This is a genomic window from Candidatus Methylomirabilota bacterium (assembly GCA_035709005.1).
Taxonomy (GTDB): Bacteria; Methylomirabilota; Methylomirabilia; order Rokubacteriales; family CSP1-6; genus 40CM-4-69-5.
On sequence record DASTFB010000132.1, the window covers coordinates 121,481 to 147,211 of the forward strand.

General features: G+C 69.2%; 29 protein-coding genes. 16 read left to right on the forward strand and 13 right to left on the reverse strand.

Annotated features, from left to right (window positions below; translation table 11 throughout):
• Positions 1 to 9: 9 nt before the first annotated feature.
• The 4 genes from VFR64_22455 to VFR64_22470 all read left to right on the forward strand — a co-directional run bounded on the left by VFR64_22455 (position 10) and on the right by VFR64_22470 (position 4,583).
• Positions 10 to 1,908, forward strand: a complete 1,899-nt coding sequence (locus tag VFR64_22455; GenBank protein ID HET9492495.1) for a universal stress protein — start codon at positions 10 to 12, stop codon at positions 1,906 to 1,908.
• A 25-nt stretch (positions 1,909 to 1,933) separates the two neighbouring features.
• Complete coding sequence (locus tag VFR64_22460; protein ID HET9492496.1) at positions 1,934 to 3,256, forward strand: radical SAM protein; 1,323 nt, start codon at positions 1,934 to 1,936, stop codon at positions 3,254 to 3,256.
• Between the two features lie 83 nt (positions 3,257 to 3,339).
• The gene (locus tag VFR64_22465) at positions 3,340 to 3,732 is read left to right on the forward strand and encodes a hypothetical protein (protein ID HET9492497.1); all 393 of its coding nucleotides are present in this window, start codon (positions 3,340 to 3,342) and stop codon (positions 3,730 to 3,732) included.
• Positions 3,729 to 4,583, forward strand: a complete 855-nt coding sequence (locus VFR64_22470) for a P-loop NTPase (GenBank protein HET9492498.1) — start codon at positions 3,729 to 3,731, stop codon at positions 4,581 to 4,583. The genes VFR64_22465 and VFR64_22470 overlap by 4 nt, the downstream gene beginning before the upstream one ends.
• On the opposite strand, the gene VFR64_22475 is transcribed toward VFR64_22470, so the two are convergent.
• Both VFR64_22475 and VFR64_22480 read right to left on the reverse strand, forming a co-directional pair.
• A complete protein-coding gene (locus VFR64_22475) occupies positions 4,572 to 5,288 on the reverse strand; it encodes a hypothetical protein (GenBank protein HET9492499.1) in 717 nt (238 codons plus the stop codon). The two genes, VFR64_22470 and VFR64_22475, sit on opposite strands and share 12 nt — an antisense overlap.
• Before the next feature lie 135 nt (positions 5,289 to 5,423).
• Positions 5,424 to 5,681 carry a hypothetical protein gene (locus tag VFR64_22480; GenBank protein ID HET9492500.1) on the reverse strand — a complete coding sequence of 86 codons (258 nt, stop codon included), beginning with the start codon at positions 5,679 to 5,681 and terminating at the stop codon, positions 5,424 to 5,426.
• A gap of 110 nt (positions 5,682 to 5,791) precedes the next feature.
• On the opposite strand from VFR64_22480, the gene VFR64_22485 reads away from it, so the two are divergent.
• The 3 genes from VFR64_22485 (at position 5,792) to VFR64_22495 (ending at position 7,761) form a co-directional block, all read left to right on the forward strand.
• Positions 5,792 to 6,670 (forward strand): PAC2 family protein, encoded by an 879-nt coding sequence (locus tag VFR64_22485; protein ID HET9492501.1) that lies wholly within the window; start codon positions 5,792 to 5,794, stop codon positions 6,668 to 6,670.
• Positions 6,671 to 6,819: 149 nt separating this feature from the next.
• Positions 6,820 to 7,551: a M23 family metallopeptidase gene (locus tag VFR64_22490; protein HET9492502.1), complete on the forward strand. Its 732-nt coding sequence runs from the start codon at positions 6,820 to 6,822 to the stop codon at positions 7,549 to 7,551.
• Between the two features lie 78 nt (positions 7,552 to 7,629).
• Positions 7,630 to 7,761: a hypothetical protein gene (locus tag VFR64_22495; protein HET9492503.1), complete on the forward strand. Its 132-nt coding sequence runs from the start codon at positions 7,630 to 7,632 to the stop codon at positions 7,759 to 7,761.
• A gap of 96 nt (positions 7,762 to 7,857) precedes the next feature.
• On the opposite strand, the gene VFR64_22500 is transcribed toward VFR64_22495, so the two are convergent.
• Together VFR64_22500 and VFR64_22505 are read right to left on the reverse strand one after the other, a co-directional pair.
• Complete coding sequence (locus VFR64_22500; GenBank protein HET9492504.1) at positions 7,858 to 8,877, reverse strand: phytoene/squalene synthase family protein; 1,020 nt, start codon at positions 8,875 to 8,877, stop codon at positions 7,858 to 7,860.
• Position 8,878: 1 nt separating this feature from the next.
• Positions 8,879 to 9,175, reverse strand: coding sequence for a hypothetical protein (locus VFR64_22505; protein ID HET9492505.1), 297 nt, complete (start codon positions 9,173 to 9,175; stop codon positions 8,879 to 8,881).
• Positions 9,176 to 9,231: 56 nt separating this feature from the next.
• On the opposite strand from VFR64_22505, the gene VFR64_22510 reads away from it, so the two are divergent.
• The 9 genes from VFR64_22510 (at position 9,232) to VFR64_22550 (ending at position 18,489) form a co-directional block, all read left to right on the forward strand.
• Positions 9,232 to 10,155, forward strand: coding sequence for a PD-(D/E)XK nuclease family protein (locus tag VFR64_22510; GenBank protein ID HET9492506.1), 924 nt, complete (start codon positions 9,232 to 9,234; stop codon positions 10,153 to 10,155).
• A 20-nt stretch (positions 10,156 to 10,175) separates the two neighbouring features.
• A complete protein-coding gene (locus tag VFR64_22515; GenBank protein HET9492507.1) occupies positions 10,176 to 10,529 on the forward strand; it encodes a hypothetical protein in 354 nt (117 codons plus the stop codon).
• 13 nt (positions 10,530 to 10,542) lie between these two features.
• A complete protein-coding gene (locus VFR64_22520) occupies positions 10,543 to 13,440 on the forward strand; it encodes an ATP-binding protein (GenBank protein ID HET9492508.1) in 2,898 nt (965 codons plus the stop codon).
• 50 nt (positions 13,441 to 13,490) lie between these two features.
• Positions 13,491 to 14,483: an ABC transporter substrate-binding protein gene (locus VFR64_22525; GenBank protein ID HET9492509.1), complete on the forward strand. Its 993-nt coding sequence runs from the start codon at positions 13,491 to 13,493 to the stop codon at positions 14,481 to 14,483.
• Positions 14,480 to 14,830 (forward strand): hypothetical protein, encoded by a 351-nt coding sequence (locus tag VFR64_22530; GenBank protein HET9492510.1) that lies wholly within the window; start codon positions 14,480 to 14,482, stop codon positions 14,828 to 14,830. The genes VFR64_22525 and VFR64_22530 overlap by 4 nt, the downstream gene beginning before the upstream one ends.
• Positions 14,831 to 14,904: 74 nt before the next feature.
• Entirely contained in the window at positions 14,905 to 15,486 is a 582-nt protein-coding gene (locus VFR64_22535; protein ID HET9492511.1) for an SCO family protein, read from the forward strand.
• A gap of 8 nt (positions 15,487 to 15,494) precedes the next feature.
• The gene (locus VFR64_22540) at positions 15,495 to 17,039 is read left to right on the forward strand and encodes an ATP-binding protein (GenBank protein ID HET9492512.1); all 1,545 of its coding nucleotides are present in this window, start codon (positions 15,495 to 15,497) and stop codon (positions 17,037 to 17,039) included.
• Positions 17,024 to 17,398, forward strand: a complete 375-nt coding sequence (locus tag VFR64_22545) for a response regulator (GenBank protein ID HET9492513.1) — start codon at positions 17,024 to 17,026, stop codon at positions 17,396 to 17,398. The genes VFR64_22540 and VFR64_22545 overlap by 16 nt, the downstream gene beginning before the upstream one ends.
• Positions 17,395 to 18,489: a response regulator gene (locus tag VFR64_22550; GenBank protein ID HET9492514.1), complete on the forward strand. Its 1,095-nt coding sequence runs from the start codon at positions 17,395 to 17,397 to the stop codon at positions 18,487 to 18,489. Before VFR64_22545 ends, VFR64_22550 begins: the two co-directional genes overlap by 4 nt.
• Here the strand turns inward: VFR64_22550 and VFR64_22555 are convergent.
• From VFR64_22555 to VFR64_22595, 9 genes are all read right to left on the reverse strand, one after another.
• Complete coding sequence (locus VFR64_22555; GenBank protein HET9492515.1) at positions 18,479 to 19,033, reverse strand: DUF3106 domain-containing protein; 555 nt, start codon at positions 19,031 to 19,033, stop codon at positions 18,479 to 18,481. The genes VFR64_22550 and VFR64_22555 overlap by 11 nt on opposite strands.
• A complete protein-coding gene (locus VFR64_22560) occupies positions 19,030 to 19,506 on the reverse strand; it encodes a zf-HC2 domain-containing protein (GenBank protein HET9492516.1) in 477 nt (158 codons plus the stop codon). Before VFR64_22560 ends, VFR64_22555 begins: the two co-directional genes overlap by 4 nt.
• A complete protein-coding gene (locus tag VFR64_22565) occupies positions 19,503 to 20,123 on the reverse strand; it encodes an RNA polymerase sigma factor (protein HET9492517.1) in 621 nt (206 codons plus the stop codon). Before VFR64_22565 ends, VFR64_22560 begins: the two co-directional genes overlap by 4 nt.
• Before the next feature lie 266 nt (positions 20,124 to 20,389).
• Positions 20,390 to 21,562 carry a Xaa-Pro peptidase family protein gene (locus VFR64_22570; GenBank protein HET9492518.1) on the reverse strand — a complete coding sequence of 391 codons (1,173 nt, stop codon included), beginning with the start codon at positions 21,560 to 21,562 and terminating at the stop codon, positions 20,390 to 20,392.
• Positions 21,559 to 22,260 (reverse strand): SDR family NAD(P)-dependent oxidoreductase, encoded by a 702-nt coding sequence (locus VFR64_22575; protein HET9492519.1) that lies wholly within the window; start codon positions 22,258 to 22,260, stop codon positions 21,559 to 21,561. The genes VFR64_22570 and VFR64_22575 overlap by 4 nt, the downstream gene beginning before the upstream one ends.
• Positions 22,257 to 23,168 carry a ParB/RepB/Spo0J family partition protein gene (locus VFR64_22580; GenBank protein HET9492520.1) on the reverse strand — a complete coding sequence of 304 codons (912 nt, stop codon included), beginning with the start codon at positions 23,166 to 23,168 and terminating at the stop codon, positions 22,257 to 22,259. Before VFR64_22580 ends, VFR64_22575 begins: the two co-directional genes overlap by 4 nt.
• Positions 23,165 to 24,163 carry a branched-chain amino acid ABC transporter permease gene (locus VFR64_22585; protein HET9492521.1) on the reverse strand — a complete coding sequence of 333 codons (999 nt, stop codon included), beginning with the start codon at positions 24,161 to 24,163 and terminating at the stop codon, positions 23,165 to 23,167. The genes VFR64_22580 and VFR64_22585 overlap by 4 nt, the downstream gene beginning before the upstream one ends.
• Positions 24,160 to 25,026, reverse strand: a complete 867-nt coding sequence (locus VFR64_22590) for a branched-chain amino acid ABC transporter permease (GenBank protein HET9492522.1) — start codon at positions 25,024 to 25,026, stop codon at positions 24,160 to 24,162. The genes VFR64_22585 and VFR64_22590 overlap by 4 nt, the downstream gene beginning before the upstream one ends.
• A complete protein-coding gene (locus tag VFR64_22595) occupies positions 25,026 to 25,730 on the reverse strand; it encodes an ABC transporter ATP-binding protein (protein ID HET9492523.1) in 705 nt (234 codons plus the stop codon). Before VFR64_22595 ends, VFR64_22590 begins: the two co-directional genes overlap by 1 nt.
• Position 25,731 lies beyond the last annotated feature (1 nt).

A 25,731-nucleotide genomic window follows, 5' to 3' on the forward strand; every position in this document is an offset into this window, starting at 1 on the left:
GGAGGGGGCATGTACAGGCACATTTACGTTCCCGTCGACAACTCCGAGCACTCCAATCGGGCGATCGACCTCGCCGTGGAGCTGGGGCAGGCGCTGGGAGCGCGGCTGACCGGCTGTCACGTCTACGCGGCCCGCCTGCACGATTACCGCTTCAAACAGATGGAGTACACGCTGCCCGAGGAGTACAAGGACGAGCAGGAGCTGGAGCGGCAGCGCAGGATTCACGACTCGCTGATCGCCATGGGCCTGCAACTCATCTCCGACTCCTACCTCGACGTCATGGCCAACAAGGCCCGGGCGGCCGGCCTGGCCTTCGCGGCCAAGACCTTCGACGGCAAGCACTACAAGGCGCTGATCGACGACGCCACCGCCTCCGACTACGACCTGGTCATCATGGGCGCCCTGGGCATGGGCGCCGTCAAGGACAGCCAGCTGGGATCGGTCACCGAACGATTCGTGCGCCGCATCGCGACCGATACCCTGGTCGTCCGCAATCACGACGCCCTGCGCGACCAGCAGGGGGCCATCGTGGTGGGGCTCGACGGCTCGCCGCAGTCCTTCCAGGGCCTCAAGATCGGCATCGCCTTGGCCAAGGCGCTGGGGCGGCCCCTGCAGGCCGTCGCCGTCTACGACCCCTATCTGCACTACGCCATGTTCAACGGCATCGTGGGCGTCCTGAGCGAGAAGGCGTCCAAGATCTTCCGCTTCAAGGAGCAGGAGCAGCTGCACGAGGAAATCATCGATACGGGTCTGGCCAAGATCTATCAGTCGCATCTGGAGATCGGCCGGAAGCTGGCCGCGGACGAGGCGGTCGATCTGGGAATCACCCTGCTCGACGGCAAGTGCTTCGAGAAGATCTTGACCTACGCCCGCAAGGAGCAGCCCTGGCTGCTCATCCTCGGGCGGATCGGGGTGCATTCCGACGAGCAGGAGCTCGAGCTGGGCTCCAACACCGAGAACCTCCTGCGCCTGGCCCCCTGCAACGTCCTGCTCACGGGCGGGCGGTTCTATCCGCCGCTCGACGTCAAGGCCGAGGAGATCATCGCCTGGACCGAGGAGGCGGAAGCCCGGATGGAGCGGGTCCCGCCCCAGGTCAAGGGTGTCGCTCGTACGGCCCTGCTCCGGTACGCCATCGAGCAGGGACACACGGTGATCACCAACAAGGTCATCGACGAGGCCATGGCCATCTTCATGCCCACCCGCATGGCCGAGAAGATGCAGATCCTGGCCGAGGACGTGGCCGTGGCCCGGCTTCGCGCCGACCAGGCCGCGGTGACGGCCATCTGCTCGGTGTGCGGCTACACCGTCAAGGGGCCTAACCCGGTGGTGAGCTGTCCGGTGTGTCGGGCCACGGCCGACAGGTTCCAGGTCGTCTCCCGCGAGGTCGTGGAAGCCATCGCCTCGCAGGAGGGCGGCGTCGAAGAGGAGGAGTCGCTGCCCGGTGTGGCGGTGAAGTGGTCCGCCGATGCCCGCGACGCCCTTCGGGAGGTCGCCGACGCCTACCTGCGCCGGCGAGCCAAGGCCCGCGTCGAGAAGTACGCGCGCTCCAAGAGGATCCCCGTCATCACGTGCGCACTGGCCCTGCCCCTGATCGAGGATACCGTCGGCCGCGACAAGCTGGGCGCTGGCTGGGATACGTTGCTGGCCAAGACCCGGTTCGAGCCGGCCGAGGCGCCGGCGCCGGGCCAGCCCGGCGCCTTCGTGTGGACGGAAGACGCCACGGCCCGGCTCAATCGCGTGCCCGCCGGCTTCATGCGCGACATGACGCGCGAGGAGATCGAGAAGGTCGCCGTCGCCAAAGGCGTCGGCGCGATCGATCTGGCCCTGTGCGAGGAAGGCATCGGCCACGCGCGCCAGCTGATGAACGAGGTCATCGCCGGATACGTCTCCACCAAGACGCCCCGCTGAGCGCCGGGGGCCGGACGCGACGCCGATGACGACCGGCGGCGAGCCCTACACCGCCTACAGCGTGTCCTGGAACCTCACGCAGCGGTGCAATCTGGAGTGCGCCCATTGCTACATGTCGGCCTTCGCCGGGGCCGACACGCGGGCCGAGCTCACCACCGCCGAGTGCCGGCGCGTCATCGATGGGATCGCCCAGGTCAATCCCAACGTCTTCTTGATCCTCACCGGAGGCGAGCCGCTCCTGCGCAAGGATCTCTGGGAGATCGCCGCCTGGGCCGCCGAGCGCCGCTTCACCACGGTGCTCGGCACCAACGGCGTCCTGCTGCGGGAGCGGGAGGCCGCGCTCATGCGCCAGCACGGGGTGCTGGGTGCCTCGATCAGCCTGGACTCCACCGTTGCCGCTCGGCACGACGCTTTTCGCCACCTTCCCGGCGCCTGGCAGGGGGCCGTGCGGGCCACGCGCATCTTGCGCGAGGCCGGTCTGGACTTCTCGCTGCATATGTCCGTGACCGACTGGAACGTGAGCGAGGTGCCGGCGATGATCGACCTGGCGCGCGAGCTCGGGGCCCGGGTGCTGAACTTCTTCTTCCTGGTCAGGACCGGGCGGGGCCAGAGCCTCAGCGACATCGACGCCGGCGAGTACGAGCGAATCCTGGCGTACCTGGCCAGGGTCCAGGATGCGGGAGCGGGCGAGCGCTTCGAGGATCCCTGGTCCACGCCGGTTGGCCGGGCCGACGGGCTGCTGATCCGGGCGAAGTGCGCGCCACACTTCCGGCGGATCCTCTGGGAGCGCAACCCCCAATCGCCGTTCTTGAAGAACTACGCCCACGGCTCCTGCCCGGCGGGCAAGTACTACTGCCGGATCACCCCCGAGGGCGACGTCACCCCCTGCCCGTACATGCCGGTGGCCGTCGGCAACCTGCGCCGCACGTCGTTCGCCGAGCTGTGGCGATCGGCGCCGGTGTTCGCCGATCTCCGGGAACCCAGGCTGGGCGGTCGTTGCGGGGCGTGCGAATTCACCAAGCTCTGCGGGGGATGCCGGTGTCGCGCCTACGCGACGTACGGCGACTATCTGGCCGAGGATCCCGCCTGCGCCTACCAGCCCGGCGCCCACGGCAGCCAGGTGATCGAGCTGCCGGCCACGCTGACCTTCGGGCTGCCGGTAGCCTACGAGCTCGTCTGGGAAGAGGCCGCGCGGGCTCGGCTCCAGGCGATCCCGTCATTCGCCCGGGGCATGGTCGCGAGGGCCATCGAAGCCTATGCCCGTCGCCGCGGCGAGGCCATCATCACTCCCGCGCTGCTCGCTGACGCGCGGGACCAGTGGGGCGCTCGATTCCGCCCACGGGCCTAGATCGGGCCGCGCCCCACGGTCCCGCGCTCGCCGTCGAGCGGCGGTTCAGGGCGGCCGCCCGCGCCTACGGCCTCTATGGAGTGGTGTACCTCGTCGGGGGGCTCTATCTGATCGCCCACGGGGTGGGAGTGGCCGGAGCTCGGGCAGGCGCGCCGGCCGTTCCCACCATGCTCTACTGGGGCGGGATCGGCCTCGTCCCGCTCATCCTCATCCCGTTGCTTCTGTGGCGCCGGTGGTCGTGGTTCGGGGGATGGGTGTCGCGGCGGACCTTCGCCTGGCTGGTCGCGGTCCTGCTCGCCGTACGCGCGTTCAAGGTGGCGGAGGTGGTCCTGGGTGGCGGGGGCACGGTGCCCGCCCCCTGGGGAGGCGAGATCTCGTTTCGCACCGGCGGCGTGGTGTTCTTGACTGTCACGCTGATGGCGCTCGCGTTCGTCGTGCGTGCCGCCTGGCCGCACACCGCGGGAGGCGACCGGTGAAAAGGTATCGAGACATCGCAGGCGACGGGGGTTCGGGCGTCGCCGGGCAGGTGCGCGAGCAGCAAGAGCGGATGCGCCGTCGTCTCGCCACCGTCAGTCACGTCCTCGCCGTCGTGTCGGGGAAGGGGGGCGTGGGCAAGTCGACGCTGACGGGGGCTCTCGCCTGCGCGCTGGCTCTGTCCGGCTGGCGCGTGGGGGTGCTGGACGCCGATCTGAACGGCCCCACGATGGCGAAGATCCTGGGGGTGCGCGGCCGGCGCCTGACGATCGCCGGCGACGCCGTGGCGCCGCCGGTCTCCGCGCTGGGCGTCAAGGTGATGTCGATGGATCTCTTGCTGCCCTCCGACGCGGCGCCGCTAGCCTGGCGCGCGCCCACCCAGGCCGAGGCGCATACGTGGCGGGGCGCCATGGAAGCCCAGGCGCTGCGGGAGTTTCTGGCGGACACCGATTGGGGGCTGCTCGACGTGCTCCTGGTCGACCTGCCGCCGGGTACCGATCGCCTCGCCACGGTGACGTCGCTGGTGCCCATGTCGGGCACAGTGGTGATCACGATCCCTTCCGACCTTTCCCAGTTCGTGGTGCGCAAGGCGATCACGGTGGCCAGGGACGCCGGCGCTCCGGTGCTGGGCCTCATCGAGAACATGGCCGGCCTCTTTCCCGGGCCTGACGCGTCCGCTATGGCAGGTGAGGCGGGAATCCCGTTTCTGGGCAGCGTCCCCTTCGACCGGGCGTTGGCTCTGGCGGCTGACCGTGGCGACCCGCTGGTGGCCGAGCCTCCACACGGCGAGGGGGCTCAAGCCATGGCCGCCATCGCAGCTCGGGTGCGCGAGGCGCTGACGCTACAGTCCTGACGGGCAGGTCACGCCCTTCTGGAGCTGATAGTTCGCGACCTTGTAGGTCTTCACGAAGTCGTCCTCCCACGCCGTCAGCCGCACCGGCCCCCGTGCCGTCTCGCCGTCCCACGCAAGGGTCCGGGCTTCGGCCAGGCGGGACACCGGGGCGCGGCCGCCCAGATACTCCGCCGCCATCGGCTTCGTGATGAAGACCGCAATGGTCTCGGTCACCGGCCGCTCGCCGGCGTCCCGCGGAGTCGGCTTGGTCCAGTCGAGGATGACGGTGAAGCCGTCGAGGTTGGGATCGTCGAGCAGGGCCCGCTCGGCGGCCATACGCTTGAGCAGGGGGCCCACGTAGCGCGAGAACATCGCGGCGGCCCGCTCTTCGGCTTTGAGCCTGGCGAACTGCGGCGAGGCGTCTTGCTCGATATAGACCCGCATCGAGAGGTAGCGTTCGTCCTGGGTCGCGCCCTTGGGGCGGAAGAACCCGATCGAGTGCTTGGACACCTCGAGCCAGGGCAGGCAGTGGTAGACCCCTGCGCTCAGCTCGCGGAGGGCCCGCCCGTGGGTCTTGACGAGCCGACGGGCCTTCTCGGAGGAGTGCTGGTCCATCGGGAGCAGCCGGTCGTCGATGGGGCCTGCCCAGGCCATCGAGCCGGCAGCCGGCGCCGTCAGCAGGAGGAAGGCAAGGAGCGAGTTGGCGGTGCGTGTCAGCAGTCTCATGCCGGGCCGCGTCTGCACGGGGGGTGCCAGAGCCGCAAGAATCGTCTTATCAACGCCTTGGCGGAATTCCGCACCTCTCATCACCGCGGCCCTCGGGACAAAGTGGCCAGGCGGTGACAAGGCCCGATACGAAGGCTACCGCTCGAGAATGGCCTCCTGGCTCACCGTGATGGCCTTGCCCCACCAGCCCTCTTCTCGGGCGACGGCGATGTCCTCACGGCTGACCCGTGAGGACTTTCCCTCCCGGTTGCGCACGGAGAATCCCATGTGGGCGCCCGAGGCGAAGTGCGACGGGTGAGACTTCCACGCCTCCCACTCCTCGCTCGTCGCGCAGCCGGTCAGGGCGAAGAGGATGATCAGCAAGACCGACATCAGCCAACACGTGCTCCGCATGCTCGCGGGTCCTCCTGCCGGCGGTAGCCGGGACAATGCTACCGTCGCCTCCCTGGCGGGTCAACCGCGGGTGGACATGTTAGACTCGCACTACTTCGGAGGAGCCTGCCATGGACCCGCTGAAGATCCATGCGATGCCGGAGCGGTTTCGCCGGCCCATCATGATCCTGGCCTACACCGGTTGGAACGACGCTGCCGAGTCGGCGACGACGGCGGCGCGCTTTCTAGCGACGTCCCTGGGCGCCTGGAAGCTCGCGGAAATCGATCCCGAGGATTTCTACCATTTCGGGCTCAACCGCCCCCACGTGCGCTTCAAGGCGGGCTCTACGACCGAGCGCGAGGTGATCTGGCCGGCCACCGAGTTCTCCATCGCCCAGTCCGAGGACCTGCCGCGCGACATCATCGTCGGCGTCGCCCCCGAGCCTCACCTGCGCTGGAAGACCTACTGCGAGGCGGTCCTCAGCCTGGCCCGCGTGTGCGAGGTCAGGCTCGTGCTAACCCTGGGTGCGCTCCTGGCCGAGGTGGCCCACACCAGGCCCGTCCGACTGGTCGGGGGGGCCTCCGACCCCGAGCTGGCGACCTTGCTGGGCATCCGCCCCACGAAGTACGAGGGCCCGACCGGCATCGTGGGGGTTCTGAACACGGTCTGTCGTGACCGCGGCATCCGCACGGCGACCCTGTGGGCCAACGTGCCGCACTACATCTCGGGGATCGAGAACCCCAAGGCCACCCTGGCCCTGGTTCGTCGGGTCCTCGCCTTGCTGGGTGCCGCCGCGGATCTAGGCGAGCTCGAGGAGGCGGGCCGGCAGTTCGACCAGAACCTGGCCGAGATCGTCGCCCAGAACTCCAAAGTGGCCAGCTATGTCTCGCGGCTCGAGTCGCGCGAAGAGGAGACGGAGCCCGAGGCCGAGCCGATGACCGAGCTGCCCCCCGCCTCCCAGCTGGTCGAGGAGATCGAGCAGTTCCTGCGCCGCCAGCGTCCGGAGTAAGCCGGGCCCGCTTCGCCGCCTGGGCGGGCGTCCTCGCACTGGCCCTCTCCGGCGTCGTCCCCACCGCCGGCTCGGCACACGACCTCGCTGTCCGCTGGCAGCCGGCTCGTCCCAGGCCCGGGGACATCGCCTGGCTGACCGTACCGAACGTGGATCCGGGCGCGACCGTGGAAGGCTCTGTACAGGGGCGCCCCCTGCACTTCTTTCCCTACGCGGATGGCCAGGCGGCCGTGGTGGGGTTCGACGTGGAGGCCAAGCCGGGCCCGCACGCCTGGCGGCTGGCCGTCGTCGTCCCCGGACAGCCGCCGCGGGTCGCCCGGGGCCAGATCCGCCTTCAGCGCCGCGATTTTCCTGTCCAGCGGCTGACGCTGCCGTCCCGCATGGTGGATCTCGATCCTGCGACAGAGCAGCGCGCGGTGGCCGAGGGCCAGCGGTTGCGGACGATTTATCGGACAGTGAGCCCTGAGCGCCTCTGGCGGGGCGCTTTCGCCCACCCGATCGGCGGCAGCGCGCCCGGGACCGGGTTCGGAGCCCGCCGGGTCATCAACGGGCGGCCACGCGCCCCTCACGGTGGGGCGGATTATTCGGCTCCCCAGGGTACCCCGGTGGTCGCCGTCAATGAGGGCAAGGTGGCGCTCGTCGCCGACTTCTTCTTCCCGGGCCGGCTCGTCGTCCTCGACCACGGCCTGGGTCTCTACACCCTTTACTTCCACCTGCACGAGATCATGGTTCTGGAGGGGGAGCGTGTGGGCCGGGGGCAATCTATCGGGAAAGTCGGCGCCACTGGTCGCGCCACTGGCCCCCACCTGCACTTCGGAGTGCAGGTGGGGGCTGCCCGGGTCGACCCCGCAACACTCCTGGAGTTGACGGTCCGCGACTAACGCCGACGCTTCGCCTTGGTCCGCCTCTTCGTTGCCTTGGCCCGGCCCTTGGCCTTGGCCCGAGGCTTGGCTTTTGCCTTGGCCTTGGGCTTCGCCTTGGCCTTGCGCTTCGGCCGGGTCGCCGCCTTCGGCCTCGCCGGCTCGGGCGCGCTGGGCATCGGTGGAGGCGGCATGGGCGTGCTGGGCATCCAGGGCTGGGTGTCGCCGTAGGGTCGCTCCATCATGGCCTCCCGGTCTCGAGGTTGACCTTCGCTGTTTACCCTGCACATCGCGCCCGACCGACGCAAGTAATTTCAGTCCGCGGCATCACAGGGCGACGCGTCGGCGTGCGCGCATGGCCTCGGCGCCCAGCGTCACGTTCGACCACACGGCGATCAGCGAGCGCATCAGCAACGCCCGCACCTCGCCCCGGCCGATCTTGATCGGGGCCGTCGCCCCCACCGGATCGGCATGGGCGGCCAGCTCGCGAAGGGTTCCCAGCCCGATCAGCAGCGGCCAGGCGCACGCCAGGCGCATCCGCCACTCCAGGCGGGGGACGGCCAGCGTGTATTGCCAGGCGGCCTCGTAATGCGACAGCGCCAGGCCCAGCAGCCGGCGCACCAGCGGACGGGCGCGGCGTGTCGCCTCGGGATCGAGCAGATCACGGGGAGCGAGCCCCAGGGATTTCAGCTCGCAGGCCGGCAGGTAACAGCGGCCGCTGCGCAGGTCGGCGGGGACATCACGGAGGATGTTGGTGAGCTGCAGGGCCTTGCCGAAGCGGACGGCCTGCGCCTGCATCGCCGCCAGATCCCAGTGGCGCAGGCGGGGGCGATGGGCGGCGTGAAGCGCCGTCCAGAACGGGCCCACGCACCCGGCGATCAGGTAGGTGTAGCGGTCGAGCTCTTCCATGGTTTCCAGCGCCGCCACCGCGCCGGCGTCCTCCCCGGGAAAGCGCGTCAGGTCGAAGACCATGCCACTGGTCAGGGTCGCCAGCACGCCGCGGACCTGCTCGCGGTCCGCGGGCGGGAGCCGCTGCAGCCGAGCGACGGCTTCCTCGACGCGCTCGAGCAACAGTCGCTCGGCCCCGTAGGGCCTGTGCGGGGCGCAGGCCCGGCTGACCGCGGCGACCTCGGTGGCCTCTCCCGCGTACGCCCGGCGCAGGTGCTCCAGGTGTTCGAGACGGTCCTCGCAGGGAATCAACCGGGTGTCGGCCACGCTGTCGGCGGCCCGGGCCAGGAGGTACGCGAGACCGATCGGCTCGCGCAGCGCCGCGGGAAGAATGGCAAGCGAGAGATAGAAGCTCCGGCTGACCTGCCGCAGAAGGCCGCGGAGCAGGTCGTCGGACATGCTAGTCGTGGTCGAAGGGTCTCCGCGGGGGGGCGGGGTCGTCCTTGGCCTTCTTGAGGCTTTCCTGGAACTTGCGGTCGAGCACCTTGGACTTCTGGGCTTCCGCCTCCATCTGCTGCCGGAAGCGCTCCTCCCGCTGGGCCGCGCGCGCGTCCAGGGCACCGAGTGCCGTGTCCAGGTCGGCCAGGGCTCGCTTGCGCGGCGGCTCCTCGTGCGCGATGACGGCCTTGAGCTCGGGATCGATCGTGAGCCGACCCCCGCAGCACGGGCAACTCACGACGAAGGACGCGGCCGCCATGGCGTCACGCTAGCAGGTCGCGAGCAGAGGCGCAACCCGGGTAGAATGCCCTCGGCGTGGTGAGGTCGGGCGAGCTGACCAACGAGTTCTCGTGGTCGCGCAGCCGCGACGGTGCGTTCCAGGAATGCCGGCGGAAGTACTACTACCATTACTACGGCGCCTGGGGAGGCTGGGAGCCGGGGGCTTCCGAGGAGGTTCGCCGGCTCTATGTCCTCAAGCAGCTCATGTCACGGCAGCAGTGGGCCGGGCGGGCGGTTCACGACGCCATCGAGCTGGCGTTGCACGGCCTGGGCGACGGTCGCGCCATTCCCGTCGAGCCCTTCGTCGCCGATGTCATCGAACGGATGCGGGCGGACTGGCGGTCCTCGCGGTCAGGCCGCTACCGCGAGGCCCCCAAGACGGTGGGGCTCTTCGAGCACGAGTACCACCTGGAGCTGAGCCGGGAGGCCTGGCAGGCGCTGAGCCAGAACGTCGCCACCTGCCTGAGGAACTTCTTCCGGCTCCCCCTGCTGGCCGATATCCGCCGCACGTCCCCCGAGCACTGGTCGATCGAGCACTGGTCGAAGGTCTTCGACTTCGAGGGCACGGCGGTCTGGGTCGCCCCGGACTTCGGCTTCTGGACTCCCGAGGGACGGCTGGGACTCGTCGACTGGAAGACCGGCGGCAGCAATGGCGCCGGCGCCGCCTTCCAGCTGGGCTGCTACGCGCTGTACGCCCGGGAACTGCTCGGTGTGCCGGCCGCCCAGGTCGATCTCTACGAGGTGAACCTGCGCGAGCCGAGAGTGACGTCCCATCGCTGGGACGAGGGACGGCTCGAAGACATCAAGGAGCAGCTGCGCCTGTCGATCCGATCGATGAAGGCGTATCTCGCCGATGCCGCCGCCAATGTCGCCGTGATCACCGACTTCGAGCGGACCGAAGACCTGCGCATCTGCCGCTGGTGCAATTTCCGGGCGGTCTGCCGCCCCGAGCTGGCCTGAGGCCGGCACAGGAGACGACGATGCCGATCCAGACTCCGTATCTCTTTTCGGCCGCCATGGACGTCGACCCTGCCCGGGAGGCGCTGTTCAACGAGGTCTACGACCGGGAGCACGTCCCGCTCCTGCTCGAGGTGCCCGGCGTCCTGTCCGTCGCCCGCTTCCGGGCCGAGCCGGTGACGATGATCATCGGAGGTGAGCGCAAGACCATCGCCATCGATGCCGAGCCGCGGTACACGGCCCTCTACGAGGTCGCCGGGCCCGACGTGCTGACGAGCGAGGCCTGGGCCAAGGCGGTCGACCAGGGCCGCTGGCCGGCCCAGGTCCGGCCCTACACGCGTAACCGCCGTCACGTGCTGTACCGACGGCTCGCCTGACGAGGCATTGCGCGTGGTGAGGCCGCGCGGCCGCCTGTTCCGGAAGTACATCGTCCTGTTCGCCGCGGTGGTGAGCGGGGTGCTGCTCCTCAGCGGCGCGCTGGAGATCTACTTCTCGTACCAGGAAGCCAAGGCGGCGCTGGCCGCCGTCCAGCGGGAAAAGGCGCTGGCTGCGGCGACCCGCATCGAGCAGTTCGTTCGGGAGATCGAGCGACAGCTGGGCTGGACCACGCACCCGCTCCTGGTGGGCGGGGCCGCCGCCCTGGAGCAGCGGCGGATCGACTACTACCGCCTGTGGCGGCAGGTGCCGGCGATCACCGAACTGAGCCACCTCGATGCCCGGGGCCGTGAGCAGATCCGGGTTTCCCGGCTCGCCATGGACATCGTCGGCAGCAGGACCGATTACTCCGGCGATCCCCGGTTTCGGGAGGCCAGCGGCGGGAAGACGTACTTCAGCCCAGTGTACTTCCGCAAGGAATCCGAACCCTACATGACGGTCAGCATGTCGGGGAGCACGACGGCCGTGGGGGTGACGGTCGCCGAGGTCAATCTCAAGTTCATCTGGGACGTGATCTCCCAGATCAAGATCGGGAAGGCCGGCCAGGCGTACGTCGTCGATGGGCGGGGCCAGCTCATCGCTCACCCCGACATCAGCCTGGTGCTCAAGAAGAGCGATCTGTCGGGGCTGGCCCAGGTCCAGGCGGCGCGGGCGCACGCCGACAACCCCGCGTCCAGCGAGCCGGCCATCCTCGCCCGCGACCTCCAGGGACGCCGGGTGCTCGCTGCCCACGCGGCGATCACCCCGCTGGGCTGGCTCGTCATCGTCGAGCAGCCTCTGTCGGAGGCCTTGCAGCCCATCCAGGCCTCCATCATCCGTACGGCGCTCCTGGTCCTGGCCGGCGTCGGGCTGTCCGGCATCGCCAGCCTGGTGCTGGCCCGCCGGATGGTGCGCCCCATCCAGACGCTCGGCGCCGGCGCGGCCCAGATCGGCGCGGGCGACCTCGGCCATCGGATCGAGGTGCGGACGGGCGACGAGATCGAGGCCCTGGCCGACGAGTTCAACCGGATGGCGGCCACGCTGCAGGAGTCATACGCCGGCCTGGAGCGCAAGGTCGAGGAACGCACGGGAGAGCTGCGCGAGGCCCTGGAGCAGCAGACGGCCACCGCCGAGATCCTGCGCGTGATCAGCAGCTCGCCGTCCGATTTGCAACCCATCATGGACGCAGTGGCCGAGAACGCCGCGCGCTTGTGTGAAGCCAACACCGCGATCATCTTCCGTGTCGAGGGGTCCCTGCTCCGGCTCGTCGCCTCGTACGGCGACATGCCCGTCGCCGCGGCCACCCGCGAGGAAGGGATCCCCCTCAACCCGCGGACGATTTCCGGGCGCGCCGTGCTCGAGCAACGGGTGATCCACATCCGCGATCTGGCCGTGGAGACGGAGCGAGACTATCCCGAGTCGGTTCGCTTCGCCGGGGCCACCGGGGTGCGGACGATGCTCGTCGTGCCGCTCGTCCGCGAGGGATCGGCGCTCGGCACTCTCGTCATCCGGCGGCGCGAGGTCCGGCCCTTCGCCGACAAGCAGGTCGCGCTGGTCAAGACCTTCGCCGACCAGGCGGTCATCGCCATCGAGAACGTGCGGCTCTTCCAGGAGCTACAGGCGCGCACCCGCGACCTGGCCCAGTCTCTGGAAGAAGTCCGCGCGCTGAGCGAGGTGAGCCAGGCCGTGAGCGCCTCGCTCGACCTCCGCCGCGTGCTCGACACGGTCGCGCGCCACGCCGTCAACCTTTCCGGCTGCGACGCGTGCGGGATCATCGAGTTCGACGCCTCCCGCGAGGTCTATACGGTCGTGGCCAGCCATAACCTCAGCGAGGCGTATATCCAGGCCGTTCAGGTCACGCCGATCGATCCCCGCAAGGGGATGATCGGACGCGCGACGGAGACCGGGGAGTCGGTCCAGGTGGCCGATATCGCGACGAGCGAGGGCGTGCTCTTCCGCGAGATGACGCTGCGCGAAGGGTTTCATGCCCTGGTGGCCGTGCCGATGAGCGGCGGCAGCATCACCCGGGGAATCGTGCTCTTTCGCCGGACGCCGGGCCGCTTCGACGATGGCGTGGTCACGCTCCTCACGGCCCTGGCCAGCCAGTCGAAGATCGCCATCGAGAACGCCCGGCTGTTCCAGGAGGTCGAGGACAAGGGCCGGCAGCTCGAGGTGGCCAACCAGCACAAGTCCGACTTCCTGGCCGCCATGTCGCACGAGCTGCGCACCCCGCTCAACGCCGTGATCGGTTTCTCCGAGGTCCTGCTGGAGCGGATGTTCGGCGACCTGAATCCCAAGCAGGAGGAGTATCTGCACGACATCGTGGCCTCCGGCCGCCACCTGCTCTCGCTGATCAACGACATCCTGGATCTGGCCAAGATCGAGGCCGGACGGATGGACCTGGAGCTGGCGGCCTTCAGCCTGCCCGCGGCGCTCGACAACGCGCTCACGCTGGTCCGGGAGCGGGCGGCCCGGCACGGCATCACGGTGGCCTGCCGGGTCGATGCCGGCATCGACCGGATCGTCGCCGACGAGCGGAAGTTCAAGCAGATCGTGCTCAACCTCCTGTCCAACGCCATCAAGTTCACTCCGGAAGGAGGGCGGATCGACGTCAGCGCGGCGCCGGCCGACGGGCTCGTCGAGATCGCGGTCGCCGACACCGGCATCGGGATCGCCCCGGAGGACCAGGAGGCGATCTTCGAAGAGTTCCGTCAGGTCGGCGCCGACTACGGCCGCAAGCGCGAGGGCACCGGACTGGGCCTGGCCCTGGCCCGGAGGTTCGTCGAGCTGCACGGCGGGCGCATCTGGGTCAAGAGCCGGGTTGGCGCCGGGTCCACGTTCACCTTCACGCTGCCACTGGAGCCACGCCGGTGAGAACGGGGGGAGCAATCGCTCCACGCCGAGCTCATCAGGGAGTTGAAGGCATGATGACACGACGCCAGGTGCTGCGCGGTCTTTCGGTGATGAGCGGGGCCGGTCTGATCGGTGTATCTTACCGGCCGACCGCCGCCGAGGCCCCGCCCGAGACGCCCCGGGTCCGGCTCGCCGCGATCCCGGGCATCTGTGTGGCTCCGCAGTATGTAGCCGAAGAGCTCCTGCGGGCCGAGGGATTCACAGACGTCGAATACGTCCCGGGGCCGGCCACCTACCAGAACTTCGCCGCGGGTACGGTCGACATAAGCATGGCCTTCGTCGCTCCCTTTATCATCCAGGTGGACACCGGCGTCCCCATCGTCATGCTGGCCGGCGTTCATCCCGGGTGCTTCGAACTGATCGCGACGGAACGCGTCCGTGCCATCACAGACCTGAAGGGCAAGACCGTCGGGGTGCTGAGCATGGGCGGCGCCCACCACGTCTTTCTCGCCAGCATGGCCGCCTATGTTGGCCTGGACCCCGCCAAGGACATCAACTGGTTCACGCACCATCCGAGCGAGTCCGCGCGGCTCCTCGCCGAAGGCCGGGTGGACGCGCTGATGGCGTTCCCACCGGTGCCGCAGGAGCTTCGAGCCAAGAACGTGGGGCGTATCGTCGTCAACAGTGCTCTGGACCGCCCCTGGTCGCAGTACTTCTGCTGTGTGGTGACTGCTCGTTCGGAGTTCGTGCGCAGCCACCCGATGGCGACGAGACGAGCGCTCCGGGCGATCCTCAAGGCAACCGACGTCTGCGCCCTACAGCCGGATCGAGCGGCGCAACGCCTCGTCCAACGTGGATTCACGAAGGAATACGACTACGCATTGCAGACAATGAAAGAAGTACCGTACAACCGGTGGCGAGCGTACAACCCCGAAGACGCGGTGCGGTTCTACGCCCTTCGGCTCCACGAAATCGGCATGGTGAAGTCGAGCCCCCAGACGATCATCGCCCAGGGGACGGACTGGCGGTTCCTGAACGCCCTCAAGAAGGAGCTCAAGGGATGATCACGAGACGCCAGTTCGCGAGCGGGCTGGCGGGCGCAGGCCTGATGGGCCTGCTCGCTGCACCGGGGCGCGCCGGCGAGCCGGCGCCCGAGACCACCCGACTGAGATTCATCGTGATCCCCGACTCCATCTGTAAGAACTACACGAAACAGGAGGGGTACGCCGGGCAAGCGATTCGAGAGGTTCCCTATGGGCGGTGGCGCGAGTACGACGTGACGGATACCGTGCGTTTTTACGCCCTTCGCCTGCACGAGGCGGGGTTCATCGAGGACACCCCCCAGGAGATCCTCGCGCGGGGGGTGGATCTGCGCTTCTTCAACGAGCTCAAGCGGGAGCTGAAGGGCTGAGGAATGGACGAGCGGCCGACGAACATCGGCGGCCGTTCCACAGCGGCCGGCCTCTTCGGGTCCAGGAGACGGCCGTGAACCGGCTGGCGTGCGGCGTGTTCTTGGCGCTGGCCTCGATGGCGATGACGGTGGTGCCGGGGCTCGGCCAACCGCAATCGCCTGAGCCACTGCCCAGGATCGGCGCGGCGCCCGACTTCACGCTCACGACGCAGAACGGCGGACGCTTGCGCCTCGACGACCTGCGCGGCAATGTCGTGGTGATGACCTTCATCTACGCGAGTTGCGTCGATACCTGTCCGCTGCTGACGGCCAAGCTGGCCGCCCTGGCGCCGCGCCTGAGGGCGGGTGCTGCCGGGGTCCACTTCCTGGGAGTCACCGTCGACCCCGAGCGTGACACGCCCGACATCCTCCACGAGTATGCCCGGCGCCACGGCCTCGGCAGGCAATGGACGTTCCTCACCGGCAACCCGGCCGAGATCCGGGAGGTCGCCCGACGCTACGGCGTGTACTTCAGGAAGAGCGAGCGAGGGGACGTCGACCACACCTTCCTCACGTCGCTGATCGACCCGAGTGGGATTCTCCGTGTCCAGTATATGGGGGTGCGGTTCGATCCCGACGAGATGCTGAGGGACGTGCGCAGCCTTCTCAACGAGTGAGCGGCGCCGTGACGACGGCGCCTCGACGGCCGCTGCCATCGCCGTGGGAACTGCTGCCCCGCCTGGTGGCAGGTGTCCCCCTCAGCGTCCACGGTAAGCTGCTCGCCGCCTTCCTGATCATCGTGGTCCTCCTGATCGCGGTCGGCGCGGTGGGCCTCGAGGCGCTGAGCGAGGTCAATGTGAGAGCCGAGAACCTGGTCGCGCTCCAGCGCAAGATCGCCGCCTACCGTCAGCTCCAGCACGATACGACGGCGCAGCTCTACAGCGTCGCCTCCGCCCTGCTGGTGCCCGAGGAGCGGATCCTGGAGGCTACCCTGCGGCAGCTCAACCAGTTCGGCTACGACCTGGATCGCCTGCAGTTCGTGGCCCGAGACGAGGTAGAGCTTCTGGGGCGCGTCCGGGGCGACTACGAGCAGTTCATCCAGGTCGTGACCCGGGTGATCGAGCTGATTCGGACAGGGCGTGCCGCCGAGGGGCGCGAGCTGCAGGTAGCCCGGGCCGCCCCGCTCGCCGACCGCCTGGAGCGCCTGACCAACGAGCTGGTGAACAAGGCCGAGGCCGACATGGTGGCCAGCATCGAAGCCGCTCACGAGGCCTACGCCACGTCACGCCGGGTCGTCATCGGCTTCGCCGTGGGCGCCATCGCCCTGGCCCTCATCCTCGGCTACGCGATCTCGTGGTCGGTGGTCGGCCCCGTCCAGCGGATGGACGTACGGCTCCGGGAGATCGCCTCCGGAGACTTCGCCCAACGTGTCGACGTGCCGAACCGCGACGAGCTGGGCGCGCTGGCCGCCAACCTCAACCGGATGAACGACGAGCTGGGCCGGCTCTACCGGGAGCTGGAGACGGCGAGCCGACACAAATCGGAGTTCCTGGCCAGCATGTCCCACGAGCTGCGCACGCCGCTCAACGCTATCATCGGCTTCTCCGAAGTGCTCCAGGACCGGATGTTCGGCGACCTCAACGACAAGCAGGCCGAGTACATCGACGACATCGTCTCCTCGGGTCGCCATCTGCTCGCCCTGATCAATGACATCCTCGACCTTTCCAAGATCGAGGCGGGCCATATGGAGCTCGACCTGACCCGGTTCGACCTCCCGGTCGCCCTGGAGAGCACGCTGGCCCTGGTCCGGGAGCGGGCCACCCGCCGGGGCCTGCGGCTCGATCTGAGGGTGGACGGCGGGGTGGGGTCGGTGGTGGGCGACGAGCGCAAGGTGCGCCAGGTGCTCCTCAACCTGCTGTCGAACGCGATCAAGTTCACTCCCGAAGGAGGCTGGGTGGCGGTGCGTACGGCGTCCGCCGACGGGGCCGTGGAGATCTCGGTGAGCGACGCCGGCATCGGGATCGCCGCCGAGGACCAGGCGGCGGTCTTCGAAGAGTTTCGCCAGGTGGGCAGCGACACGGCCCGCAAGCGGGAAGGTACGGGCCTGGGGCTGACGCTGGCCCGGAAGTTCGTCGAGCTCCACGGGGGACGCATCTGGGTCACCAGCGAGATCGGCAAGGGATCGACCTTCACCTTCACCCTTCCGGAGCGAACATGGCCGGTGAGCTGATCCTCATCGTTGAGGACAACGAGCGCAATAGACGCCTGGTCCGCGATGTGCTGCAATTCAAGGGCTATCAGACCATCGAGTCGGAGACGGCGGAGGAGGGCCTCCGGCTGGCCCGCGAGCAGGGCCCGGCCCTCGTCCTGATGGACATCCAGCTGCCCGGGATGGACGGCATCACCGCGCTGGGCCGCCTCCGGGAAGATCCCGCGACCCGGGGGATCCCCGTGATGGCTGTCACCGCCTCGGCCATGACCCACGACCGCCAGAAGATCATGGCGGCCGGGTTCGACGGCTATCAGACCAAGCCCATCAGGGTGAAGGAGTTCCTCGAGGCCGTCCGTCAGTTACTGGAGCGGCCATGACCACACTGGCGAAGATCCTCGTCGTCGACGACACCCCCCACAACGTCAAGCTGCTGGCCGACCTGCTGACCGCCCGCGGCTACGCGGTGACGACGGCCTCGGGGGGGAGCGAGGCGCTCGCGCTCATCGAGAAAGAGTGCCCCGATCTGGTCCTGCTCGACGTCGTCATGCCCCAGATGAGCGGGTACGACGTGTGCCGCAAGATCCGGGAGAACCCGGCCACGGCGATCCTGCCCGTCGTCATGGTGACGGCCCTTGATCCGGCGCAGGAACGGGTCAAAGGCCTGGAGGCCGGCGCCGACGATTTCCTCACCAAGCCCATCAACCAGCCCGAGCTGCTGGCCCGGGTGCGCTCGCTGCTCCGCATCAAGAAGCTCTACGACGAGCTCGACACGCTGAACCGGACGCTGGAGTCCCGGGTCAACGAGCAGGTCGCCCAGCTCGAGCGCCTGGGCCGACTCAAGCGGTTCGTCTCCCCGCAGCTCGCCGAGATCATCGTGTCCGGAGGAACCGAGGATCCCCTCAAGAGCCACCGGCGCGAGGTCACCGTGGTCTTCCTGGACCTCCGCGGCTTCACCGCCTTCGCCGAGACGGCCGAGCCGGAGGAGGTCATGGGCGTCATCCGCGAATACCACGCCGAGATGGGCAAGCTCATCCTCGAGCACGAAGGGACCCTCGAGCGCTTCGCCGGCGACGGGATGATGGTGTTCTTCAACGACCCGATGCCCGTGCCCAATCCCGCCGAACGGGCGGTGCGGATGGCGGTGGCGATGCGCGAGCGGGTAGCGGGCCTCAGCGTCGTGTGGCGCAAGCGCGGGTTCGATCTCGACTTCGGCGTCGGCATCGCCCAGGGCTACGCCACCATCGGCGCTATCGGCTTCGAAGGCCGGCTCGACTACGGAGCCATCGGGACGGTCACCAATCTGGCCTCCCGGCTGTGCGGCGAGGCCCGGCCCGGACAGATCCTCGTCTCGCATCGGGTGATCGGCGCCGTCGAGGACATCGTGCAGGGCGAGCCGGTCGGCGAGCTCGCCCTGAAGGGGTTCCTCAAGCCGGTGCCGGTCTACAACGTCATCGGTCTCAGGGCCTAGGCGGGCGTCCCCGGAGCCGATCCCGCTCCTGGGGCGACATCTGCTCCCAGCGCTGGCGCACCTGCCGGCGCTCCTCGGGCGTCATCTGCTGCCATCGCTCCCAGTTGCGGTGCAGATGCTCACGCTCCTCCGCTGTCATCGCCTCGTACGACCGCAGGCGCCCGAGGATGCGCTCCCGCCGCTCGGGCGACATGCGCTCCCAGCGCTCGTAGGCCTTCTGCAGCTCCTGCTGCCGCGCCGCGGGCAGCTCGTTCCAGCGCTGGAGATCGCGCACCAGGCGGGCCCGCTCCTCGGGAGACAGCTTGCGAAACCGCTCGCGAGCTGCCTTGCGCTCCTCCGGGCTCAGGGACTTCCAGTGCCGGTAGTTTTCGACGGCGCGTCGGCGCTCTTCGGGAGACATGCGCTGCCACCGTTCGGGATTCCGCTCCGCGATCGCGTGCTCCTCCGGTGTGAGCTGGTCCGGGGTGTCAACCCGACCGCCCTGGCCTCCGGCGGGCGCCACCAGCGCCAGCAGGAGCGCGCCGGTCATCGCGAGCCTCTTCACCCGTCGCTCCGGGCGACCAGCCGGTCGAGGTCGTCGATCAGCTCGAGATTCTCGAGGAGGTCGAGCCGCTCGAGCACCGGGTACTCGCGCACCAGCTCCAGCCGGCCGCCGATGGCGACTTCCTCCATGGCGGCGAGCTCGGGCCGCGAGGCTCGCTGCTCGTTGCCGATCAACACCACGATCAGCACCGCGGCCGCCAGCGCCGCGGACACCGCCAGAGGAAACGGTCGCAGCCAGCGCCAGCGGCCCTGCCGGGCCGGCAGGCGCCCTCGCAACTCGGCCCGCCATTGACCCCAGCGCGGCTCGGGGACGGTCGGGAGCGAGCCGCGCAGGTCGGCCAGGACGGCGGCGAAGCCGTCCCGCTCCCGCCGGCAGTCGGCGCAGGCCGCCAGATGCGTTTCCAGGCCGGCGCGCTCCTCGGGCGACAGGCCTCCGGTCAGATAGGCGATCAGCTCGGTCGTCGGATGCTTCATCGCTCGGTCCTTCCCATCGTCTTGCGCAGCCTGGCCAGCGCCCGGTGGAGGTGGACGCGCACCGTCGCCTCCGAGCACTGGAGCACCGCCGCGATCTCGCTCGTCGACAGCTCCTCCTGCACTTGCAGGAGCACGGCGGCCCGCTGCTGTGGCGCCAGCCGATCCACCTCGGCCCACAGCCGCCTCACCAACCGCTCCCGGGACACCGCCTCGGCCGGATCGCCGTGGTCGGCCGGCAGCCGCTCGATGAGGGATTCGGTCGACCCGGTGTCCTGGGTCTCGTGGTGATTCCTGCCCATGATCTGCCACCAGCGACGCCGGCGGTGATCCAGACACAGGTTGACCAGGATCCGATAGAACCACGTGGAGAATCGAGCGCGGCCAGCGAACGTCTCGGCCGTCTGGTAGAGGCGCACGAAGGCTTCCTGCGAGATGTCCCTGGCCTCCTCGGCGTCCCGCAAGATGGACCAGGCCAGCCGCCAGGCGCGCTGCTGATAGCGGCCGACCAGAGCGTCGAACGCGGCCTCGTCCCGCTCGGCCACCCGACGGCACAGGGCCTCGTCCGATGGCTCCACGTCGTCCAGTTTACTGGCATCGCTGCCCACACTCCTCCTCATCGCGGGCCGACCCTGCCGATTAGACGCCATCGGCCGCGCGCCCATTTACGCGGCGGGGACATCGAGCCCGCATCCCCTCGACGCCAGTGCCTGCCAGGCCAGACTCCCACGGGGGGTGGTGCCCGTTCGGCTTCTTGGCCATGGGGCCGAGCCTCAGCTGCGGGCGGTCAGCTCCAAGATTCGGTGGGCGACCGGCGCCTCGGTGAGGTGCAGTTAGCGCCGCCGCGAGTGCAAGCCCGAACAAAACGACCGACTGAACGATGTTCTTAATCCAGAAGGACCAGCGCCCGCGTCGAGCGGTTCATGACCTGACGTCCCCGCGTTGTGACGAGCAGGGTGTCGCGCAGGTGCACCCCCGCCCAGCCGATCTCGAAGTACGGCAGCTCTACGCAAAGGACCTCGCCGGGTTCCAGCGGCGTGGTGTCGCCCGCCGTCAGCTCCGGGCTCTCGCAGGGCTCGAGCCCCGCCCCGTGTCCGAGGCGGTATCCCCCGAACCCCTCGAGCCCGGCGGCGCGCACAGCGGCCACGCCGGCGTCGTGCACGCGCCCGGCCGTGTGCCCGGGGGCGACGGCGTCGACCGCGGCCTCCAGTCCGGCCTGCACAACGTCGCAGGCGGCCTGCTGGCGCGCGCTCGGCTCCCCCATCACCGCCATTCGGGCCAGGCGCGCGTGGTAGCCCTTGAAGATGCAGCCGACATCAAGCCGGACGAGGTCGCCCGAACGTAGAGGCCGGTCCGTCGGGACCGGGGCCGGGATCCAGGTACGCTCCCCAAACGCGATCGAGACCACGACGAGATCGGCTCCGCGCTTGAGCACCTGCGTGCCGTAGGCGACGACGGCCTCACTTTCCGTCATGCCCGGCTTGAGCGACTGGATCACGGCGTTCGCAGCCTCCTCGGCGATCCCCAGGCCTCGAGCCAGACAATCGATCTCGTACGGTCCCTTCACGCGGCGCGCCGCCCGCAGCAGATCGGCTGCCGGGACGAGGGTGAGGGCGTCGAGCCGGGCCACAGTTTCTTGCCAGGCCCGTTGGGTAAGCGCGTCCTCGTCGAGCCCGATACGGCCTCGCGCGCCCAGCGCCTCCAGGGCCCGGGCGAGCCCCTCGGCCGGACTGGCGACCCCGCGCTCGATCAGGCTCCGCACGCGGCTGCCGGCGGTGCCGTCAGCCGCATATCGCGCGGCAAGCTCCCCGAAGCACACCAGATGCTCGACCGCGATCCCGTCGGCGACGATGGCGGGCACGTCCGTGGCTGGCACCACAAGCGCGGTGCCCCGGGGAGCGAACACGGCGAGGCAGGGCGCGTGGGAACCTCTCCCGATCAGGCTGCGGAAGCCGGTGAGGTAGTGCACGTTGGCGGCGGTGGTGGCAACCAGGGCGGCCAGCCCTTCGCGCTCCAGCACCGCGCTCAGCCGTTCGAGCTGGTGGGGATACACGCTCATACGCTGACGAGAGCCCCGGTGACCTCAGCGGCGTCCTCGCTGGCCAGGAACGCGATCGCCGCGGCGACGCTGTCGACGGACACCCAGCCCTTGCGGTCGCTGGTCGGCATGGCGGCCCGGTTGGCCGGCGTGTCCATGGTGCTGGGAAGGACACAGTTGGCGGTGACGCGGGTGCCCCGCAGCTCCTCGGCCAGCGCCTGGGTGAAGGCGATCACCGCGGCCTTGGCCACCGTGTAGGCGATGAAGCCCCCCGCCGGCGGCACGACGGCGCGTGAGCCGATCGTGACGACGCGTCCGCGGCCCGCCGCGACCATGTGGGGCACGATGGCGCGGGTGGCGGTGAACACCGTGGTCAGGTTGAGGTCCAGCATCCGGTCCCAGCTCGCCCGATCGGTCTCGAGCAGAGTGCCGCCGGTGAACCCGCCGACTAGGGTGATGAGCGCATCGATGCCGCCGTGGCGAGCCCGGGCACCGCTCACGAACCGTCCGAGCGCTGTCGCGTCGGCCACGTCGACACGCTCGAGAACCAGGCGTCCGGCCTGCTCGGTGTCGACGGCCGCCAGGAGTCGTTCACGCTCGGCGTCGACCACATAGGGAACCCACACCGTATCGCCGGCGGCCAGCAACCGGCGCGTGACGGCCTGACCGAGGGCTCCCGTGCCGCCCGTGACCAGCGCCGTGCGTCCCGGCGCCGTCATGCCGGCTCGGCGGGGATGGCCATGATGGCCGAACGCTGGACGTCTTCGTAGCGTACCTTGCTCACGTCGAAGTCGGCCAGGGCCTCCGTGAGCTTGCGAAACGTCTGCTCGAACGATGGCAGGGTCTTGCGGGCCCGGGTGAGCGGCGTCGTCCGCGCCAGCACGTAGTTCTTCACGTAGGGGTGGTTGATCCCGCGCTTCTTGATCCTGGCCACCACCGCGGTGAGGGCCTCGTCGGCCGACTGGACCAGCTCGGCCCGGGCGGTCCGCTCGTCCAGCCCCCGACGCAGGCTCGTCTTGAGGAACTTGTCCACGCGCCGGAGGATCGGCGCGAAGGCCCCGCCGGCAAAGCGCTTGTTCTGCTCGTAGAGCAGCCCCAGCGTGATGAAGTGGGCCGACTCGAAGTGAAAGGCCCAGTCCTCCTCGGTCGTGGTGGGCTGGCTCTCGGTCAGCTCGCGGTACATGCGGATCACCTCGAGGGACTTCTCCTTGAGGTTGTGGGCCTTCTCGACGTTCAGCGGCAAGATCTGATAGCCGACCTCGGGCTCCACGACAAGGATCGCCGGGACGTGAGCGGCCTTGAGCTTCTCGAGCACCGCCCGCCGATGGTTGCCGTTGGGCGTCCAGTACACCCCGGGCCGTGGCGACAGCGCCACGACGGGATCCACGAAGCGGTCGAGCCGCTTGACGGACTCGGTCAACCGCTTGACGTGGGTCGGCGACAGATCCCGCTGGTAGGGGCTGGCCTCGACCTTGTCGCGCGGCAGCAGGCAGAACAGCTGCCAGTGCTCGCCCACCGGCTCCTGATAGATGGCCAGGACGTGGCCGCCGTCGCGCTCCACCTGGGCGGCCAGGTCCCGCGCCGCCTTGGTCGGCTCGCGCTCCGGGAACACGCCCCAGTCGCTCACGCTCGGGCGGCCGCCCGGGCCGGCGTCCCGCGCGCGCGGCCCACCAGTCCGCGCAGGGTCCCGTAGATGCCGGCCGGCAGGAAGATGATGAAAAGCACCAGCAGCAGGCCGTAGATCGTCTCGGCCATGCCGATGAAGCGCAGGCCGAAGACGATCCTGAGATATTCGGCCAGGGCGATGGTCAGCGCCGTGCCGATACTGGGTCCGAGCAGCGAGTACATCCCCCCCAGCACCACGGCGAACACGATGCGGAGAGACACGCCGATGCCGGCCAGGGTCTCCGGATTCACGTACGTAATGTACTGCGTGTACACCACGCCGCCCAGGGCGGTCAGGGCCGCCGACAACGCGGTGACGCCGAGCTTGAACCGGGTGACGTGAATCCCCACCGACGCCGCGGCCGTCTCGTCCTCGCCGATCGCCTCCATCGCTGCCCGCGCCATCGAGCGATCGAGTCGGGTCCAGACCCACAGCCCGCCCAGCCATACGAGCAGCGTCGCGTAGTAGAAGACCCGCTTGTCCGCGTACTGGATGGCGAGCAGGCTCGCTTCGGAGGACGCCGGCCGCAGCGTGAGCCCGAGCGAGCCGCCCGTCCAATCACGTTCGGCGATGATGAGCAGGCGGACGACCTCGCCGACGGCCAGGGTGACCAGCGCGAAGTAGTGCCCGACGATGCCAAAACGGGAGCAGGGGTAGGCGACCACCAGCGCCAGCAGCACGGCCAGGGCGACGGCGAGCAGCCAGCCGACCCACGGCGTCAGACCGAAAAAGTTCCAGAGCAGCGTGCTGGTGTAAGCGCCGACGCCCAGGAACGCGCCGTGGCCCAGGGAGACGAGGCCGAAGCGACCCATGAGGGCCCAGGCGGTGCCGATGAACGACCAGATGAAGATCTGGATGACCACGTGCAGGACGTACTGCCGCATGCCGCCCAGGGGCACGAGGGGGGCCAGGGCGAGGAGGCCCAGCAGGGCGGCGGCGACGGCGCGGCCGATCATCGCTCGCGGCGGGCCAGGATACCCGCCGGCCGGATGAACATCACCACGATGAAGAGGGCGAACGCGATCACGTAGCCCATCTCGGTCGACCAGACCACGCCCCCCACCGAGATGATCTCGCTCAGTATGAACGAGGCGACGAAGGCCCCGACCATGTTGCCCAGCCCGCCCAGCACGCAAATCATGAAGGTGATGGGCCCGAAGGCGGCCCCGAAATGTGGGTGGACGGAGTACTGGATGCTGAGGAGCACGGCCGCCAGCCCGGCCATGGCGCCGCCCACCGCGGAGGTCACCAGATAGATGCGCTGGGGATTCGCTCCCATCAAGGCCATGGCGTCGCGGTCCTGGGCTACCGCCCGGATCGCCGTTCCGATGAAGGTGCGCGTGAGAAAGAGATAGAGCCCCACCATGGCGACGATGGCCAGCACGAACGCGATCAGGCGGGCGAACGACACGAAGATGGTGCCGATCTCGATGATGGGAAGCGCCAGGCGCACCGAGCGGTGGTCGGTGGTCCACAGGAACGTGGCGAGAGACTGGATGAAGAACAGTAGCCCCCCGGTGGCCAGCAGTTGATTCACGGGCGGGCTGGAGAGGATGGGCGTGATGATGAGCAGATGGACGCCGATCCCCAGCAGCGCGCCGAAGGCCAGCCCCGCCACGCCGGCCAGCCACACCGGCCAGCCGTAGCCCATCACCAGGAAATAGACCAGGTACATGCACAGCATGACCAGGTCCACGTAGGCAATCCAGACGATGTCCAGCACGCCGAAGATGAGATTCAGTCCCAGGGCGAGAAGCGCCAGGACGCCGCCCAGCAACAGCCCGTTGATGGCTGCCTCCAGCAGAAAGACGGGATCGATCACAGGCCCACGTACGCCTTCCGCACGAAATCCTGCTCGCTCAGCGCCTCGGCGCGTCCCTCCGTTCGGATCCGGCCGACCTCCAGCAGGTAGGCCCGATCCACGAGCTTCAGGACCTGACGGACGTTCTGCTCGACGATGAGGATGGTGTAGCCCTCGGCGCGCACCCGACGGATCAGGTCGAAGAGCCGCAGGACCAGAACCGGGGCCAGCCCCATGGAGGGCTCGTCGAAGAGAATCAGTCGCGGCCGGGACATGAGGGCCCGCCCGATCGCCAGCATCTGCTGCTCGCCGCCGCTCAGGCTTCCCGCGCGCTGGCTCTCACGCTCGGCCAGCACGGGGAACAGCCCGTACACGCGCTCCAGGCTCTCTCGATAGTCCCGCCGGGCCGAGGGCAGGAAGGCGCCCATCTTCAGATTGTCGGCCACGGTGAGCCTGGGGAAGAGCCGGCGCCCCTCCGGCACGTGGGCGACGCCCTGGGCCACCATCTCGTAGGCCGGCCGGCCCGTCAGCGGCCGGCCCTCGAAGACCAGGCTGCCCTGGCGGGGGGCGATGACGCCGGAGATCACCCGCAGCAGCGTCGTCTTGCCCGCCCCGTTGGGGCCCACGACGGCGACGGCCTCGCCCCGGGCCACCGTGAGGTTCACGTCCCACAGCGCCGTGAACTGCCCGTACCCCGCCGTCACGCCCTTGAGCTCGAGCATG

Coding starts and splice junctions, on each gene's coding strand:
- VFR64_22480 (HET9492500.1), bottom strand. CDS start 5,681: ATGCGGAGCACGTGTTGGCTGATGTCGGTCTTGCTGATCATCCTCTTC.
- VFR64_22560 (HET9492516.1), bottom strand. CDS start 19,506: ATGAAGCATCCGACGACCGAGCTGATCGCCTATCTGACCGGAGGCCTG.
- VFR64_22525 (HET9492509.1), top strand. CDS start 13,491: ATGATGACACGACGCCAGGTGCTGCGCGGTCTTTCGGTGATGAGCGGG.
- VFR64_22595 (HET9492523.1), bottom strand. CDS start 25,730: ATGCTCGAGCTCAAGGGCGTGACGGCGGGGTACGGGCAGTTCACGGCG.
- VFR64_22455 (HET9492495.1), top strand. CDS start 10: ATGTACAGGCACATTTACGTTCCCGTCGACAACTCCGAGCACTCCAAT.
- VFR64_22585 (HET9492521.1), bottom strand. CDS start 24,163: ATGATCGGCCGCGCCGTCGCCGCCGCCCTGCTGGGCCTCCTCGCCCTG.
- VFR64_22505 (HET9492505.1), bottom strand. CDS start 9,175: ATGGCGGCCGCGTCCTTCGTCGTGAGTTGCCCGTGCTGCGGGGGTCGG.
- VFR64_22575 (HET9492519.1), bottom strand. CDS start 22,260: ATGACGGCGCCGGGACGCACGGCGCTGGTCACGGGCGGCACGGGAGCC.
- VFR64_22530 (HET9492510.1), top strand. CDS start 14,480: ATGATCACGAGACGCCAGTTCGCGAGCGGGCTGGCGGGCGCAGGCCTG.
- VFR64_22485 (HET9492501.1), top strand. CDS start 5,792: ATGGACCCGCTGAAGATCCATGCGATGCCGGAGCGGTTTCGCCGGCCC.
- VFR64_22460 (HET9492496.1), top strand. CDS start 1,934: ATGACGACCGGCGGCGAGCCCTACACCGCCTACAGCGTGTCCTGGAAC.
- VFR64_22545 (HET9492513.1), top strand. CDS start 17,024: ATGGCCGGTGAGCTGATCCTCATCGTTGAGGACAACGAGCGCAATAGA.
- VFR64_22570 (HET9492518.1), bottom strand. CDS start 21,562: ATGAGCGTGTATCCCCACCAGCTCGAACGGCTGAGCGCGGTGCTGGAG.
- VFR64_22515 (HET9492507.1), top strand. CDS start 10,176: ATGCCGATCCAGACTCCGTATCTCTTTTCGGCCGCCATGGACGTCGAC.
- VFR64_22475 (HET9492499.1), bottom strand. CDS start 5,288: ATGAGACTGCTGACACGCACCGCCAACTCGCTCCTTGCCTTCCTCCTG.
- VFR64_22550 (HET9492514.1), top strand. CDS start 17,395: ATGACCACACTGGCGAAGATCCTCGTCGTCGACGACACCCCCCACAAC.
- VFR64_22500 (HET9492504.1), bottom strand. CDS start 8,877: ATGTCCGACGACCTGCTCCGCGGCCTTCTGCGGCAGGTCAGCCGGAGC.
- VFR64_22565 (HET9492517.1), bottom strand. CDS start 20,123: ATGAGGAGGAGTGTGGGCAGCGATGCCAGTAAACTGGACGACGTGGAG.